Source organism: Pseudomonas typographi, assembly GCF_014694385.1.
GTDB classification, from domain to species: Bacteria; Pseudomonadota; Gammaproteobacteria; order Pseudomonadales; family Pseudomonadaceae; genus Aquipseudomonas; species Aquipseudomonas typographi.
Genome location: NZ_JAAOCA010000021.1, coordinates 74,000 through 89,384, shown reverse-complemented (window position 1 = coordinate 89,384; position 15,385 = coordinate 74,000). Strand labels below are relative to the sequence as shown.

Below are 15,385 nucleotides of genomic sequence, written 5' to 3'. Positions count from 1 at the left end.
TGGCACTGTTGCAAGGGACAAAGCAATTCGCAGGCCAAGGCTAACTCGCGGCCCGTTGCCGTTCGTCTTCGAACAGCCCGCGCACTGTAGCGAACTCGCTGTCGATGCGGTTAACCAGGTCTTCGATACCTTGCAGCGGGCCGTGGAACGCACGCTCTTCGAGTTCCTGACACAGTTGGGCCAATTGCCAGGCACCCATGTTACTACTGCTGCCCTTGAAGCTGTGGGCGGCCTGCCCAAGGTCTTGCGCTTCGCGCGCTTGGCGCAAGTGCGCGAGCCGAGCGGCCGAATCTTCGAGGAATGTGTCGAGCAATAGCAAATACTCGCCTTCCATCACTTCCTTCAAGGCGGCGAGCACTTTGTAATCCAGATGTTCACTAGCCACGGGTGGTCCTCCATGATCGCGCGGGATTATGCCTGAGACGCCCAGGTGAATTCCACGCGTGCGCTACGCCCGTCGTCGGCCCATTCGGCGTGCCGGCTCAACTCTCGGATCAACCGGATACCGCGCCCGGCATAGGCGTTGTCGCCGCCGCGGGCCTTGGCGGCCACGTCGAAACCGCTGCCGCTGTCACTGACGCGAATACATAGGCGCCCACCGCCTTCGGGCAGGGGCTGGATTTCAAGGCCCACGCTCACTAGGCCTTGCTCCAGCGCCTCCAGCCGCTGCTGGCGCAGGGCATAGTAACGGGTAAAACCCTCGCCATCTTTTTTCAGCGCCGAGTCCAGGCCCAGCACGCCGTGCTCCAGCGCGTTCGAGTACAGCTCTGTGAGCACGGTGTAAAGGGCACCGCTTTGATCGCGCAGCCCCTGCACTTCTAGCAATAGTTGCAATAGGAAGGGCAACGGGTTATAGCGGCGCAGGGTTTGCCCGCGGAATTCAAAACACACCGACCAATCCATGGGCGTCAGTTGCCCGCTGTCGCTGAAAATCAAGCCCGATGCGGGCAAGCTACCGGGCGCGGTCGCCTCGATTTGTACCATGCTCACATCGTCACGGGATTCACCACGAAAATCGCTCAATGCCTCGCGAATGTCTTCGAACAACCGCCGTGGGTCTTTGTTGTGGTCAAACACCGATTGCAGTCGCTGCGTTCCGAATAACTGGTCGTCGGCATTGGCCGTATCGATCACACCATCGGAAAGCAGGAACACCCGGTCACCGGGGTTGAAGGCGAAGGTTTCCAACGTGGCGTCGAACGCCGGGCGCTGCAAAATACCCAGCGGCAAATGCCGCGACGGCAGCAATAACCGCTGGCCAGCCAGCGGCTGCAGGTAGCCATCAGGCATGCCACCGTTCCAGACTTCCAGTACCCGGCGCCGGGCACTTACATTAAGTAACGTTGCACAGCAGAACATATCCACCGGCAGGATACGTTTGAGCTTGGCGTTCATTTCCCGCAGGGTTTCGCCCAAGCCGTAGCCCTTGGCCGCCATCCCATAGAACACTTCGGCCAATGGCATGGCCCCCACTGCCGCCGGCAAACCGTGGCCAGTGAAATCGCCGAGCATCACGTGCATGTCGCCGGAAGGCGTGTAGGCCGCCAACAACAGGTCGCCATTGAACAAGGCATAGGGCGATTGCAGGTAACGGATGTTCGCCGCGCTCAGGCAACCCGAGTGCGCCACCTGGTCGAACACGGCCTTGGCGACGCGCTGCTCGTTGAGTAAATGCCCATGGTGGCGGGCCAGCAGGTCGCGTTGCTCCAGCACCGTCGCTTGCAGCCGGCGCACCCGTTCCATCGCCGTGATCTTGGCGCCCAGCACCACATGGTTGTAGGGCTTGGCGAGAAAGTCGTCGCCACCGGCCTCTACGCAGCGCACCAACGCTTCTTCTTCGGCCAGTGACGTGAGAAAGATGATCGGTACCAACTCGTCACCGGCGATGGCCTTGATCTGCCGCGCGGCCTCGAAGCCATCCATTACCGGCATCATCGCATCGAGCAACACCAACTGCGGGCGCATCAGCTCGAACACCTTGACCGCTTCCTGACCGTTACCGGCCTGCAGCACATGGTGGCCCTGGCGCCGCACGATGCCGGCCAACAACATGCGGTCGGTCATGTTGTCGTCAGCGATCAGCACGGATAGGGCGGGGCGCTCGGCGTTAGCCATTGTGCCCTGGCTTTTCGATTTCGAACAATTTGTCAAAGTTTGATATGGCGAGGATCTTGCCAACATCCGCGCTGCTGTTCGTCAGCTTGACCTTGGCAGATTCGCCGCCGGCATGGTCGCGCAGCAACAGCAGCATACCCAGGGCAGAACTGTCCAGGTAGGTCGCCTCGCCCAGGTTGACCTCATAACGCTCGGGCTTTGCATTCACGCGTTCGTAGGCGTTGCGAAAGTCTTGGTGAGCGCCAAAGTCGAAGCGCCCGGTGATGGTGATGACGAGTACCGTCCCATCCTGGGAAACTTCAGAAGTAACAGCCATGGAAGCATCCTTTTTTAAGTGGCAGCTGCGGGAAATATTTAGCACCAAGGCGAAAAGCGGGCAACGTGCCCTCATGCTTTTTCGGCTCAGTACCCATCAGACCGCGGCAAGCGCTGAGAAAGTTCATCGAGCAAGCGCTGCTCGCGTTTATCTTCGAGGCGGCGCGCTTCGGCCATATAGCGTTCAACCAGTTTGCGCAGCCCGCAGGCGCGAGCATAGGCGTCTTGCCAGGTTTTACGCGCACTATCAAGGTTGTTTTCGTGCCAGGCCAAGCTGCGCCGCTGTTGGCCCACAGCGGTTTCCAATTGGGTGAGAAAGCGTTGGTAGTTGAGCAGCCATTGGCCAGACACCCCTTGGGTGCCGTTCTTGATCCACTGCTCTTGGTAGTTGGCGCGAAACTGCTCCAATTCCTGCAACTTGCCCTGGGCGATTTGCAACTGGCCCTGCAAGTGCCCGAGGCGCTGGGCGGCGTTGCGCTCGACTTTTTCCGCCATTTCTATCACCGGCGCCAGGCGCGCGGCTCTGCTCGCTGCCATGGTCGCTTACCCCGGGGCCACCGCGGGCTTGAAGATCGTCGCCAAACGCGCCTCGCTTTCCGCCAGGTTGTCGGTTTCGGTCAGGCCCTGGCGCAAAAAATGGACCAATTTAGGGTGCAGGGTGATGGCAAGGTCCGTATCCCGATCGCCACCGGCTACATAGGCACCCACGCTGATCAGGTCGCGGCTTTGCTGGTAGCGCGACCACAGTTGCTTGAACTGCTGTGCTTGGCTCAAGTGCTGCGGGCTGACCACCGCTGGCATTACCCGGCTGATCGATGCCTCGATATCGATGGCCGGGTAGTGCCCCTCTTCCGCCAGCCGGCGCGATAACACGATATGGCCATCAAGTACCCCACGCGCGGCGTCGGCGATAGGGTCTTGCTGGTCGTCACCTTCGGACAACACCGTATAGAACGCCGTGATCGAACCGCCGCCGGCCTCACCGTTACCCGCGCGCTCCACCAGCTTGGGCAGCTTGGCGAATACCGACGGCGGGTAGCCTTTGGTCGCAGGCGGCTCGCCGATGGCCAGGGCGATTTCCCGCTGCGCTTGGGCATAGCGGGTAAGCGAATCCATCAGCAGCAGCACGTTCTTGCCTTTGTCGCGAAAGTATTCGGCGATGCGTGTGCAATACATCGCAGCGCGCAGCCGCATCAGCGGTGCATCGTCAGCGGGCGAAGCCACCACCACCGAACGTTTGAGCCCCTCCGGGCCGAGGATATGCTCGATGAACTCCTTCACCTCGCGGCCACGTTCGCCGATCAGCCCCACCACGATGATCTCCGCCTCGGTGAAGCGCGTCATCATGCCCAGCAATACGCTTTTGCCCACACCCGTACCGGCGAACAAGCCCAAGCGCTGGCCACGGCCCACCGTGAGCAAGCCATTGATACTGCGGATGCCCACGTTCAACGGCTGGCTGATCGGGTCGCGGTTGAGCGGGTTGATGGTCGGGCCATCCAGCGGCACCCAGTCTTCGGCCTTCATCCCACCCTTGCCGTCCAATGCACGCCCAGCGCCATCGAGGATGCGCCCGAGCATGCTCATGCCCATGGGTAGGCGGCCGGTGTCCGCCAGCGGTACCACCCGCGCGCCGGGGGCGATGCCCGCCAGGCTGCCGACCGGCATGAGGAACACCTTGCTGCCGGAAAACCCCATCACTTCGGCCTCCACTTGGGAGGGGTGATAGCTGTCGTCGTTGATTACCAGGCAGCGGGTGCCCATGGCTGCGCGCAGGCCCTCGGCTTCCAAGGTCAAGCCCACCATACGCAATAGGCGGCCCTCGACCACCGGTTGGCGCGGCAGGGCAATGGCTGGGGCGTAGGTGCCCAGGCGCTTGCCGAAACTGGTGCGCTCAAGGCGCATCGGCGCTGCCCAGTTCCAAGTGAAGGTCCGCCGCGGCCGGGTTCAGGCCCTGTTCGTGCAGTTGGTCGAACAGCAGCCCCAGCGCCTGGGTGATGCGCGTCTCAACGGTGCCATCGATGCGGCTGTGTTCGGTTTCTACCCGGCAGCCGCCCGGCAGCAGGGCTGGGTCTTCGAGAATGCGCCAGGTCTCTTCATGGCGCTCACGCAGCGCCTTTATTTGTTCGAAATCTTGCGGGTTGACGAAAATCCGGATGTTACCCGCCCCCATGGGCAGTAGCTTCAGGGCCTCATGCAGCACGCGTTCGATCTGAACCGACTCCATCTTCAGCTCGCGCTGCACCACTTCACGCGCCACATGGCCCACCAACTCGACCAAGCTGCGCTCGATCTCGTTGTCTTGCTCGGCAATCGGCGCCATCAACTGCCCCATCAACGTTTCGAGGGTTTCGAGCCGCGCCTTCAGCGCCACCTCGGCCTCTTGGCGCACCTTGAGCTGAGCACTGTGAAAACCGTCGCGTTCACCCTGCGTGAAGCCTTCGTTGTACGCTTGCTGGCGTATCGCCTCGACGTCCTCGAGGGTCAAGGGTTGCACTTCTTCGAGCGGCACCTCCTCGATTTCAGGCTCGGCGAGCGGTTCGGGGGCCGGCTCCGGCAGGGCGGGGTCGAAGCTGGGCAGCCGCCAAACGTCCACACCCTCGAGGTCGCGGGCACGGATCAAATCGCTGGGCAGTGTATGGCTCGCTTGGCTCATTCGGTTTTCCGTTTCGGCACGTTATTCGTGCACGCCGTCTGGCTCGCCGTCTGGCTCGCTATTTGGCTGGCCATTTGGCTGGCACAACGCGGGCTACCTTCAGGAGCGAGCGGCCCACGCCGGGTTGAATGTTTAACAAGGGTACACCGAATCAGATCATCTCTTCGCCGCCCTTGCCACCCAGCACGATTTCGCCGGCTTCGGCCATGCGCCGGGCAATGGTGAGGATTTCCTTCTGCGCGGTTTCCACCTCGCTGACACGTACCGGCCCCTTGGCCTCCAGGTCGTCGCGTAACAGTTCCGAGGCCCGCTTGGACATGTTCTTGAAGATTTTTTCGCGCACGCCGTCGTCGGCGCCCTTGAGCGCCACCACCAGCACGTCGGAAGACACCTCGCGCAGCAGTGCCTGGATGCCGCGGTCGTCCACATCCTTGAGGTTGTTGAACACGAACATCAGGTCTTCGATTTGCCCAGACAGGTCATGGTCGATTTCGCGGATAGAATCCATGAGTTGGCCCTCAACAGAGCTGTCGAGGAAGTTCATGATATCGGCGGCGCGCTTGATACCGCCCAGGCTGGTGCGCGCGGAGGTCGAGTTACCGGCGAACTGCTTCTCGAGGATGGTATTGAGCTCCTTGAGCGCAGCCGGTTGCACGGTATTGAGCGACGATACGCGCAGGATAATGTCCAGGCGCACCTTATGGTCGAAGTGGCCGAGCACTTCGCCGGCTTGGTCTGGGTCAAGGTAGGCGACCACGATCGCCTGGATTTGCGGGTGCTCGTAGCGGATCACGTCGGCCACGGCGCGCGGCTCCATCCATTTGAGGCTGTCCAGGCCGCTGGTGTTGCCACCGAGCAGGATACGGTCGATCAAGCCATTGGCTTTGTCTTCGCCCAACGCCTGGGTGAGCATTTTCCGGATGTAGCCGTCCGAGCCCACCCCCAGGCTGGTCTGGTCGCCCACGGTGGAGACGAACTCGCTCATCACCTGCTCGACCTGCTCGCGGTGGATATTGCGCATTTGCGCCATCGCCACACCCACCCGCTGTACTTCTTTTGGGCCCATGTGCCGCAGCACCTGGGCAGCGTCGGTTTCACCCAACGATAACAGCAGGATCGCCGCCTTATCGACCTTGGTCAGCTTAGGGGCGGCCAGTGCACGGTTATCACTCATCTGCGTTGATCCACTCTCTCACGACCTGCGCGACACGGCCCGGGTCTTCGGCCACCAAGCTTTTGATTGCGTTCAACTGCGCGTCGTAGCCCTCGCTCGGGCTGGGCAACAGAATGCTCTGCGGCCCACCCAGGCTAACGCGGTCATCGGCCAGCCCCCCTTCGAAACCGCTGCCGATACCGCCCATGCCGCCGGCGCCGGCGATGCCCTCGCCTTCGGCCAGGGCCAACTGCTTGGCCTTGCCGCCGCCGGTGATATTGTTGAGCACCGGGCGCAACACACCGAACACCAGCACCAGGATAAACAGCACACCCAGCACTTGCTTGACCACATCCCAAAACCACGGTTGCTGGTAGAACGATGGTTCCTGCAGCACTTCGCCTTGATCGGCGCTGAACGGGGCGTTGATCACCGTCACGCTGTCACCGCGGCTGGCGTCATACCCCACCGCATCCTGCACCAAGCGGGTAAAGCGCGCCAACTCATCGGCGCTCCAGGGTTGGTGAGTGACTTGGCCATTGGCCGGGTCCAACTTGGCCTGGTCATCGACCACCACGGCCACCGACAGGCGGGCCAAACGGCCCTGCTGCTGGCGCGTGTGGCTGATGGACCGGTCCAGTTCATAGTTACGGGTAGACTGTTGGCGCTTATCGGCCGGGAATGGCGCCAGCATCGGTTGGCCGGTGGCCGGGTCCATGATTTGCTGGCCGTTGGCGTCGAGCAGCGGCTGCCCCGCCGGGATCGCTTGCGGTTGGTTTGCCGCGGCGGCTTGGCCGGTACGTTGCGGCGCCGAAGCCGGGCCGGGTGGCTGGTTGCTCAATGCACCCGGAATACCGCCGTTACTGCCCGCGCTGGAGCGCTGCTCGTTGGTTGACTGCTCACTGCGCAACGCCGGTTGGTCCGGGTTGAACTGCTCGGAGGTGGACTCCACCGCGGTGAAGTCGACATCGGCCGACACTTGTGCCTTGAAGCGGTCGCTACCCAATACCGGTTGCAAAATGCTTTGCACGCGCTGGCTGAGCATCGACTCCATGCGGCGGGTGTAATCGAACTGTTTACCGGCCATGGACAACTCGGAGTTCTCCGCTTGGTCCGACAGCAGGGTGCCCTTTTGGTCCACCACGGTCACGCCGGTTTTGTCCATCTCCGGCACGCTGGTGGCCACCAGGTTGACGATTGCCGACACCTGGCCCGGGTCAAGTGTACGGCCGCCGTACATTTCGACCAGCACCGAGGCGGTGGGTTTGCGGTCGTCGCGCACGAATACCGAGCTTTTCGGGATGGCCAGGTGAACCCGCGCGGCCTTCACGCCATTAAGGGCGGAAATGGTACGGCCCAGCTCGCCTTCCAAGCCCCGACGATAACGGGCAGCTTCCATGAACTGGCTGGTGCCCAGGCCCTGGTCCTTGTCGAGGATTTCATAGCCAACGTTGCCGTCGCTTTGGGTCACGCCGGCCTGGGCCAATTGCAAACGCGCACGGCCGATGTCGTCGGCCTTGACCAGCAACGCACCCGAATTAGGCTCGATGGTATACGCAATATTGGCGGCGCTGAGTGTGTCGGTGACCTGTTTGGCGTCCATGCCGGCCAAGCTGGTGACCAACGGGCGGTAGTCGGGCTGCTGTGACCACAGCACCACGGCGAAGCCTATGGCAACGCTCGCAGCCAAGCCCACCAGCAGGCCCACTTGGCGCATCACCGGCATCTTCGAGATATTTTCCAAAAACGACATGCCCGGCAGCGACTTGCCTGCAAGGCCGGCGCCTTTGGCCGGGAGGTTATCCGTAGCTTCAGCCATGACCTAAAACGCCCTCACACCTGCATCTGCATGATGTCTTGGTAAGCCTGAACCAGCTTATTACGCACCTGGGTCAGCGCCTGGAACGAAACGCTGGCCTTTTGCGACGAAACCATCACATCGGTCAGGTCCACGCCCTGGGTACCGATTTCGAAGGCATTGGCCAATTGGTCGGCCGCCTGCTGGGTGTCGTTGACCTTGTTCACCGCACCGCTGAGCAAGTCAGCGAAGCTGCTGCCACCCTCGGTTTGGCTGGCAGCGGCGGCACTTTGGGTGCTGCCCATCGCCTCCATCTGCATGGCGCGCATGTCCATCATCAAACGGTTGAATTCGATACCCTGGCTCATGCAATAGATCTCCCGGCCTTGCAGAAAATTGACGCTTAAACAGCTCGCTGCCAGTGAAGTAGCAAGAGCGATGCCAAAGCCTACGAAGCTGATACGTGTTTCAGCTGGCAAACAGGTGGGCATCTACGTCCATGCCCGCGTCACGCATCTGCGCCAACTTGTAGCGCAAGGTGCGTGGGCTAATGCCAAGCCGCTCGGCGGCCTCCTTGCGGCGCCCCCGCTCACTGCGCAGGGTGTGGATGATCACTTCGAACTCGCGCCGGCGCAGGTCGGTGCCCAAGCCTTCAGCGCTGTCACTAGGGGTGACCTCACCGCCTTGTGTGGGTTTCGCCCCTTCCGACGGCTGACCGGTGAACGGCTGGGCTGGGAGGAATACGGCGCAGGGCTGGGCGGCGGAGGGCCGCCCCGCGGAGGGCCGCCCCGTCAATAAATCAACACTCAGCAGCGGGGCCGGTACCCCCGCCAGGCAGAAGTCATCACCGTGAATACGCCCGCCTTGTTGCAGGATCAACGCGCGTTGGATGGCGTTGTCCAGCTCGCGCACGTTGCCTGGCCAGGCATAGGCCAATAGGCAGGCGCGGGCGCTTTCGTCGAGTTGCACTTGGCCTAGTTTCATTTTGCCGGCGTGTTTGGCCAGCAATTTTTCAGCCAACGGCAGAATGTCGCCGCGCCGTTCGCGCAGTGGCTGCCACGCTAGCGGGAACACCGATAAACGGTAATAAAGGTCTTCACGAAAACGCCCGGCGGCCACTTCTGCGTGCAGGTCCCGGTTAGTGGTAGCCAACACCCGGATGTCCAGGCTGATCGCGCGGCGGGCGCCAACCCGCTCGACTTCGCGCTCCTGCAGCACGCGCAGCAGCTTAGCCTGCAGGGCCAGCGGCATTTCGGAAATTTCATCGAGCAGCAGTGTGCCGCCGTTGGCCTGCTCGAACTTGCCCGGCGACGCGGCGACGGCGCCGGTGAACGAGCCTTTTTCGTGGCCGAACAGCGTAGCCTCCAACATGTTGTCGGGGATCGCCGCACAGTTGATGGCGATAAAGGGTGCCGAGGCCCGAACCGACTGCTGGTGAATGTACCGGGCCAGCACCTCCTTGCCCGTGCCCGACTCGCCGGAAATCAGCACGGTAGAGTCGCTGCGGGCCACCCGCGCGGCCAACGCCAGCAGGCGCTGGCTGGCCGGCGCCTGGGCTATCGGGCCATCATCGGCGGTGCTGGGCAATTGCCCCAGGCCGTGGCGCGCCACCACTTCGAGCAAGGCTGCCGGTTCGAACGGTTTAACCAGATAATCGGCCGCCCCTTGGCGCATCGCCTCGACCGCCCGCTGCACCGCACCGTAGGCGGTCATCAGTACCACCGGCAGTTGCGGCTGGCTGGCGCGCAGGCGAGCCAACAAGCCGTGCCCATCCATGCCGGGCATATTCACATCGCTCAGCACCAGGCTAAAGGGCTCGCTGGCCACCGCCTGCAGCGCCGCCTCGGCATTGCTCACCGCACGGTAATCGTGGCCGGCCAAGGCCAGCGTATCGGCCAGCGCTTCGCGCAGGGCCCGGTCGTCTTCTACCAACAGCACTTTGTTGCTCATCACACCTCCTCGCCCAACGGCAACACCACGGTGGCACAGGTGCCACGCCCCAGCCGCGAGCGCAGCCGCAGCTCGCCACCGTGGGCACGGGCGACCGCGGTGACCACGGCTAGGCCTAGCCCGGTCCCGGTGGCCTTGGTGGTAAAAAATGGCTCGCCCAGGCGTGCCAAGGTGGCGGGTGCAATGCCGCTGCCACGGTCGCTGACGCTCAGGCGCAAGGCGTTACCGCGCAAGTACAGGTGCACCTTCAGCTTTGCGCCCTGGGCGCTGGCTTGCAGGGCGTTGTCGATCAGGTTCAACAGCACCCCGACCAAGGTGTCGCGGTTGCACAGCAGCACCCTGCCCTGCACATCGCATTGCCACCGCACCGCCGCCCCTTCGGTGTGGCTGGTGGCGGCGCGGCGCAGGGCCATGAACAGGTCGGCGGGGGTGAGGCGGTCATGCATCGGCAGCTCGCCCCGGGCGAAGATCAACATGTCACGCACTTGGTGCTCCAGCTCATGCAAGCGCTCTTTGAGCCGCCCGGCGAAACGTTGCTGGGTATCCAAAGGCAGTGCCTGGTCTTGCAGGTGCCCGGCATAGAGCATGGCCGCCGATAACGGCGTGCGAATCTGGTGGGCGAGCGAAGCGACCATGCGCCCAAGCGACGACAGCCGCTCATGGCGCGCCAGTTCATCCTGCATCCGCCGGGTTTCGGTAAGGTCGTTGAGCACCACCAATTGGCCGGGCTCACCGTGCAACGACTGGGTAGCAATCGATAACCGGCGGCCGTCGCGCAGCGAGATTTCGTGGCCGTCGTCCCGCCGGGGCGCAAAGCAGCGGGCAATCACCCGCCGCCACGCCTCACCCACCAGCGGCTCGCCGAGCAGGGCCTGCGCCGCGGGGTTGGCTTCGGCCACCCGCCCGTGGGCGTCGAGCACCACCACCCCCGCCGGAAGCACATCAAGTAAGCTTTGCAGGCGCCCAGCCAAGCGTTCTTTGGCGGCCAACTCATCAAGGCGGCGCTGCGTGCTCTCGGCCAACTCCCCTTTAAGCGCGCTCACGCGGCTTTCGAGCAAGCTGTACGAATCGCTCAACTGCGCCGACACTTTGTTGAACAAGGCGAACGCCTGGTTCAAGTCCGGCGGCTCCGGCGTCGGGGCGTCGGTCACTTCTGGGTTAGGAACGGCCTGGGACATCGTGCGCTCTCAATGGCTAACCGTCAGCAAACGGTATGGACCCGAGCCACAGTGCAATTGACGTGCCGGGCCGCGCCAAACGCCGGAACATGCGCGGTGCGGGGGCGCACCCGCGCCAGCGTGCCCGCCAGCGTCAAGGGGTTGGCGCCATAGACCCTAAGGGCGCGCAGGGGGTTAGCGCGTGCACCCTGCAACCGAAGCCTGCGGTTTCAGCGCCAGCTTTCCGGTACCGGCGTGTGCCGGCGAATACCAAAGGTGTAGCCGATGCCGATCATCAGCCATTCGAAGGCCAGGGCCAGCAACACCGCAATGCCCACACCCCAGGCGATGGCCTGCGGCGCCAGCGGCACTTGGTAGTTATAGCCCTGGAGCGTTTCGTCGCGGATCTGCCCATCGGCAGCGCTCAGCACATGCCAACTGCGTTGGTACCACGGCCCTTGCAGCGCCTCCCATTCGGCCCGCAAAGCAGCCTCACGGCTGACCAGAGCAGAAATGCTTTGCGCGTCGCTGCGAAACACTGGGTCGTCACTGCCTTGGTAATGCTGTACCAGCGCCTGCAAGTCACCGTTGAAGAACTTCGCCGCGGTATCGCTGAAGCCCTGTAAGGCATTGCGCGCCTCGGTCAAGTGCGCCTGCACCCGGACCGTGTATTCATTGAGCAGCCCCGGCCATTGCACACCTACCAGCAGGCCGATGGCGAAAACGATCAATCGCATGTAGCTGCGCAGCATGGCGTGCCCTTACTCCGTGGTACCGCATTCACTGGCGCCCTGTGCGGCGCATTCACCCTGGCACCACAGCGCCCATTGGCCGGCGCCATAAGGTTGCCAGGCTTCGTTGTCGGTCAATGGCTCGGTGGCGATCACCGTCACCACATCGTTGGGGGTGGTCTCGGCGTGGAAGTCGACGCTGATGTCTACGTCCTTGAGCCGGGCCGGGCCAAACGGTGCGCGGCGGGTAATGTAAACCAGCTTGGTCGAACAAAAGCAAAACAGCCAGTCGCCGTTGCTGAGCAAGGCGTTGAATACACCCTTTTCACGGTACTGTGCGCAGGCCGCCACCAGTACCGGCAACATCGCCTGCACCGGCACCGGCACCGGCTCGGGGAACGCCTGGCGCAAGCGGTTGAGCAGGTCGCAAAAAGCCGCTTCACTGTCGGTATCGCCTACCGGCCGGTAAAAGCCCGGCAGCGGTGCGAAGCCGGCCAGTTGGCCATTATGGGCAAAGCACCAGTTCTGCCCCCACATTTCGCGCACGAAGGGGTGGGTATTGGCCAGGCATACCCGGCCCACATTGGCCTGGCGAATATGGCCGATCACCACTTCGCTTTTGATCGGGTAACGCTGCACCAGTTGCGCCACTTGCGATTCACTGCTGGCCGCCGGGTCCTGGAACAGTCGCAGGCCACGGCCTTCGTAAAAACCAATGCCCCAACCGTCGCGGTGTGGGCCGGTACGGCCACCGCGCTGCATCAGGCCGGTGAAACTGAACACGATATCGGTGGGCACGTTGGCACTCATGCCAAGCAATTCGCACATGGCTAGCCCCTTTACACGCGCGGCTCGACCCGGCCAGGTGGGCTGGCCGGTGGCGCGCGCAACGCCGCTTCGGGCTCAGGCGCGGGCCGGGGAGATTCGTCGCCTTGGTTGGGTGCCTGGCGCGCTTGCTCGGCACGCCGCGCACGGCTGTGGCGTTCCAGCGGCCAGCGCACCAGGGCGAACAGCAGGTACGCGGCCATGGCGATAGCGGCGTACATCGCCAGTATGGGCGCCGTTTGCCAAAGGTGGCTGGTGTCTTTGAAGAGGATGTCCAGGGCGGCGATGGCGATGGCCGGGGCCAGCTTGGCGCTGGAACTGTCGACCGCGGTGGGCGTGCAGACCGCGACGGCCGCCAGCAGGCGCAACGGCTCACGCAGCCAACGCCACATCCAACGGGTGAGGCGGAACCAGACGAGCAGGCAACCGAGGGCGGCGAAGGCGTAGATGCCCCAGGCAATCAAGTAATCGTTTTCTGTCATGGTGTTCGGGCGACGGCAGGCGAATTGGCGCTTATGATAACGGCTTTTGCCAAAGGACGCTGCCCGCCATGTCGACCTCCCCCGCGCCCATCGCCCGGCCAGGCCCCGGCGCCGACCCGTATGCCTGGTTGCAAGCCCGCGACGCACCTGAAGTGCTGGCCTACCTGAACGCTGAGAATGCCTACCTCGACGCGCAACTGGCCAACGAGCAACCGCTGCGCGAACAGTTGTTCGAAGAGATCAAGGGCCGTATCCGCGAAACCGACCTGTCGCTGCCCTCGCCCTGGGGCCCATGGCTGTATTACACCCGCACCACCGCCGGTGATGAATACGCCCGGCATTATCGCCACCAGCGGCCGGCAGATGGCAGCTTGGCGGTGAGCGAGCACGGTGAACAACTGCTGTTGGACCCTAACGCGCTAGCCGCGGGGGGCTTTTTGTCGCTGGGCACGGTGAGTGTCAGCCCTGACCAGCAGCGCCTGGCCTATAGCCTGGACACGGCCGGCGATGAAATCTACCGGCTGTTCGTCAAAGAGTTGGCCAGCGGCGCCGTCACCGAACTGCCCTTCGACGACTGCGACGGCAGCATGACCTGGGCAAACGACAGCCAAACGCTGTTCTTTGCCACCCTCGACGATACCCAACGCCCATTCCGCCTGCATCGCTACCGGCTTGGCGAGGCGCAACCGGCGCAGGTATTCGAAGAGCCCGACGGGCGCTTCTTCCTGCATTGCTACCGCTCCAGCTCCGAACGCCAACTGGTTTTGCAGTTGGGCAGCAAAACCACCAGCGAGGCGTGGGTCCTCGACGCTGCCACGCCCGCGCAGCCCTTCGTGTGCGTGGCGCCCAGGGCCGAAGGCCACGAATACGACGTGGACCACGGCAAGCTCGACGGCGACTGGCATTGGTTTATCCGCAGCAACGCCCCGGGGATCAACTTCGCCCTGTATCAGGTGGCCGACGACGGCCTGCCGCCGACCCGCGACCGCTGGCAAGAACAAGTGCCCCACCGCGACCAGGTGATGCTCGACGGCGTCAGCCTGAACCATGCAGCCTACGTACTAAGCCTGCGCGAGGGCGGCCTGCCGGTGATCGAAGTGCACCCGCAGGCCTCGCCCGCCTACCGCGTGCAATTGCCCGATGCGGCCTACAGCCTGTACATTCAGGACACCTTGGAGTTCGAAGGCGCGCACATGCGCCTGCGCTATGAAGCGCTCAACCGCCCGGCGCAGGTGCGCCAGCTGGCGCTGGCCAGTGGCGAGCAGGCAGTGCTCAAGCAGATCCCGGTGCTTGGGGCGTTCGACCCGGATGCCTATATAAGCCAGCGCCTCTGGGCCACCGCGGCGGACGGCACCCAAGTGCCTATCAGCCTGGTGCGCCGCCGCGACAGCGTGGGCCAACCCGTGCCGCTGTACCTTTACGGCTATGGCGCCTATGGCAGTAACCTCGACCCGTGGTTTTCCCACGCGCGCCTGAGCCTGCTCGACCGCGGGTTCGCCTTCGCCATCGCGCACGTGCGCGGCGGCGGCGAACTGGGCGAAGCTTGGTACCGCGCGGGCAAACAAGCGCACAAACAGAACACCTTCGGTGATTTCATCGCCTGTGCCGAGCACCTGATCGCCGAAGGCATCACCCGGCCAGCGCAATTAGTGATCAGCGGCGGCAGCGCCGGTGGGCTGTTGATCGGTGCGGTGCTCAACCAGCGCCCGGAGCTGTTTGCCGCCGCTATCGCCGAAGTGCCCTTCGTCGACACCCTCAACACCATGCTCGACCCGGAGCTTCCGCTCACGGTGACCGAGTACGATGAATGGGGCAACCCGCAAGACCCAGCGGTGTATAAGCGCATCAAGGCCTATGCGCCCTACGAAAACGTGGTAGCCCAGGCGTACCCGGCAATGCTGGTGGTAGCCGGTTACAACGACAGCCGCGTGCAGTATTGGGAAGCGGCCAAATGGGTCGCCCGCCTGCGTGCCAACAAAACCGACGATAACCTGCTGCTGCTCAAGACCGAGCTGGGTGCCGGCCACGGCGGCATGAGCGGGCGCTACCAAGCGCTCAAAGACGTGGCCCTGGAATACGCATTCGTGTTCAAGGCGCTGAACCTTTTACCGGGATGAGCATTATTGCTCACCCGCCGGGCTTGCCGCGCACCTAAGATGTCGCCTCCCCTCACACGGAGGCTTTCCCATGGCGATAGCGCTTC

At 63.4% G+C, this 15,385-nt stretch carries 15 protein-coding genes; 1 reads left to right on the top strand and 14 read right to left on the bottom strand.

Going from position 1 to position 15,385, the window contains the following annotated elements; translation table 11 throughout:
* Positions 1–40 precede the first annotated feature (40 nt).
* From HAQ05_RS17085 to HAQ05_RS17020, 14 genes are all read right to left on the bottom strand, one after another.
* The gene (locus tag HAQ05_RS17085) at positions 41–385 is read right to left on the bottom strand and encodes an Hpt domain-containing protein (RefSeq protein ID WP_190422713.1); all 345 of its coding nucleotides are present in this window, start codon (positions 383–385) and stop codon (positions 41–43) included.
* A 26-nt stretch (positions 386–411) separates the two neighbouring features.
* A complete protein-coding gene (locus HAQ05_RS17080) occupies positions 412–2,115 on the bottom strand; it encodes a fused response regulator/phosphatase (RefSeq protein ID WP_190422712.1) in 1,704 nt (567 codons plus the stop codon).
* Positions 2,108–2,431, bottom strand: coding sequence for an STAS domain-containing protein (locus HAQ05_RS17075; protein WP_190422710.1), 324 nt, complete (start codon positions 2,429–2,431; stop codon positions 2,108–2,110). The genes HAQ05_RS17080 and HAQ05_RS17075 overlap by 8 nt, the downstream gene beginning before the upstream one ends.
* Before the next feature lie 86 nt (positions 2,432–2,517).
* Positions 2,518–2,967, bottom strand: a complete 450-nt coding sequence (gene fliJ, locus HAQ05_RS17070) for a flagellar export protein FliJ (RefSeq protein WP_190422708.1) — start codon at positions 2,965–2,967, stop codon at positions 2,518–2,520.
* 6 nt (positions 2,968–2,973) lie between these two features.
* Positions 2,974–4,335: a flagellar protein export ATPase FliI gene (gene fliI, locus HAQ05_RS17065; RefSeq protein WP_190422706.1), complete on the bottom strand. Its 1,362-nt coding sequence runs from the start codon at positions 4,333–4,335 to the stop codon at positions 2,974–2,976.
* Positions 4,325–5,086 (bottom strand): flagellar assembly protein FliH, encoded by a 762-nt coding sequence (gene fliH, locus HAQ05_RS17060; RefSeq protein WP_190422704.1) that lies wholly within the window; start codon positions 5,084–5,086, stop codon positions 4,325–4,327. Before fliH ends, fliI begins: the two co-directional genes overlap by 11 nt.
* 151 nt (positions 5,087–5,237) lie before the next feature.
* Positions 5,238–6,260, bottom strand: coding sequence for a flagellar motor switch protein FliG (fliG, locus tag HAQ05_RS17055; protein ID WP_190422702.1), 1,023 nt, complete (start codon positions 6,258–6,260; stop codon positions 5,238–5,240).
* Complete coding sequence (gene fliF / locus HAQ05_RS17050) at positions 6,253–8,058, bottom strand: flagellar basal-body MS-ring/collar protein FliF (protein WP_190422700.1); 1,806 nt, start codon at positions 8,056–8,058, stop codon at positions 6,253–6,255. The genes fliG and fliF overlap by 8 nt, the downstream gene beginning before the upstream one ends.
* A 14-nt stretch (positions 8,059–8,072) precedes the next feature.
* On the bottom strand, positions 8,073–8,405 hold the full coding sequence (gene fliE / locus HAQ05_RS17045; RefSeq protein WP_190422698.1) for a flagellar hook-basal body complex protein FliE: 333 nt from the start codon (positions 8,403–8,405) through the stop codon (positions 8,073–8,075).
* Positions 8,406–8,505: 100 nt separating this feature from the next.
* Positions 8,506–9,987 carry a sigma-54-dependent transcriptional regulator gene (locus HAQ05_RS17040; RefSeq protein ID WP_190422696.1) on the bottom strand — a complete coding sequence of 494 codons (1,482 nt, stop codon included), beginning with the start codon at positions 9,985–9,987 and terminating at the stop codon, positions 8,506–8,508.
* Positions 9,987–11,165 (bottom strand): sensor histidine kinase, encoded by a 1,179-nt coding sequence (locus HAQ05_RS17035; protein ID WP_190422694.1) that lies wholly within the window; start codon positions 11,163–11,165, stop codon positions 9,987–9,989. Before HAQ05_RS17035 ends, HAQ05_RS17040 begins: the two co-directional genes overlap by 1 nt.
* A 209-nt stretch (positions 11,166–11,374) precedes the next feature.
* Complete coding sequence (locus HAQ05_RS17030; protein ID WP_190422692.1) at positions 11,375–11,896, bottom strand: DUF2937 family protein; 522 nt, start codon at positions 11,894–11,896, stop codon at positions 11,375–11,377.
* 9 nt (positions 11,897–11,905) lie between these two features.
* Positions 11,906–12,703: a class II glutamine amidotransferase gene (locus HAQ05_RS17025; RefSeq protein WP_190422690.1), complete on the bottom strand. Its 798-nt coding sequence runs from the start codon at positions 12,701–12,703 to the stop codon at positions 11,906–11,908.
* A gap of 11 nt (positions 12,704–12,714) precedes the next feature.
* Complete coding sequence (locus HAQ05_RS17020) at positions 12,715–13,182, bottom strand: MFS transporter (protein WP_190422688.1); 468 nt, start codon at positions 13,180–13,182, stop codon at positions 12,715–12,717.
* A 68-nt stretch (positions 13,183–13,250) separates the two neighbouring features.
* Here HAQ05_RS17020 and HAQ05_RS17015 point away from each other — a divergent pair, with 68 nt between their 5' ends.
* Positions 13,251–15,299, top strand: a complete 2,049-nt coding sequence (locus tag HAQ05_RS17015) for a S9 family peptidase (protein ID WP_190422686.1) — start codon at positions 13,251–13,253, stop codon at positions 15,297–15,299.
* Positions 15,300–15,385 lie beyond the last annotated feature (86 nt).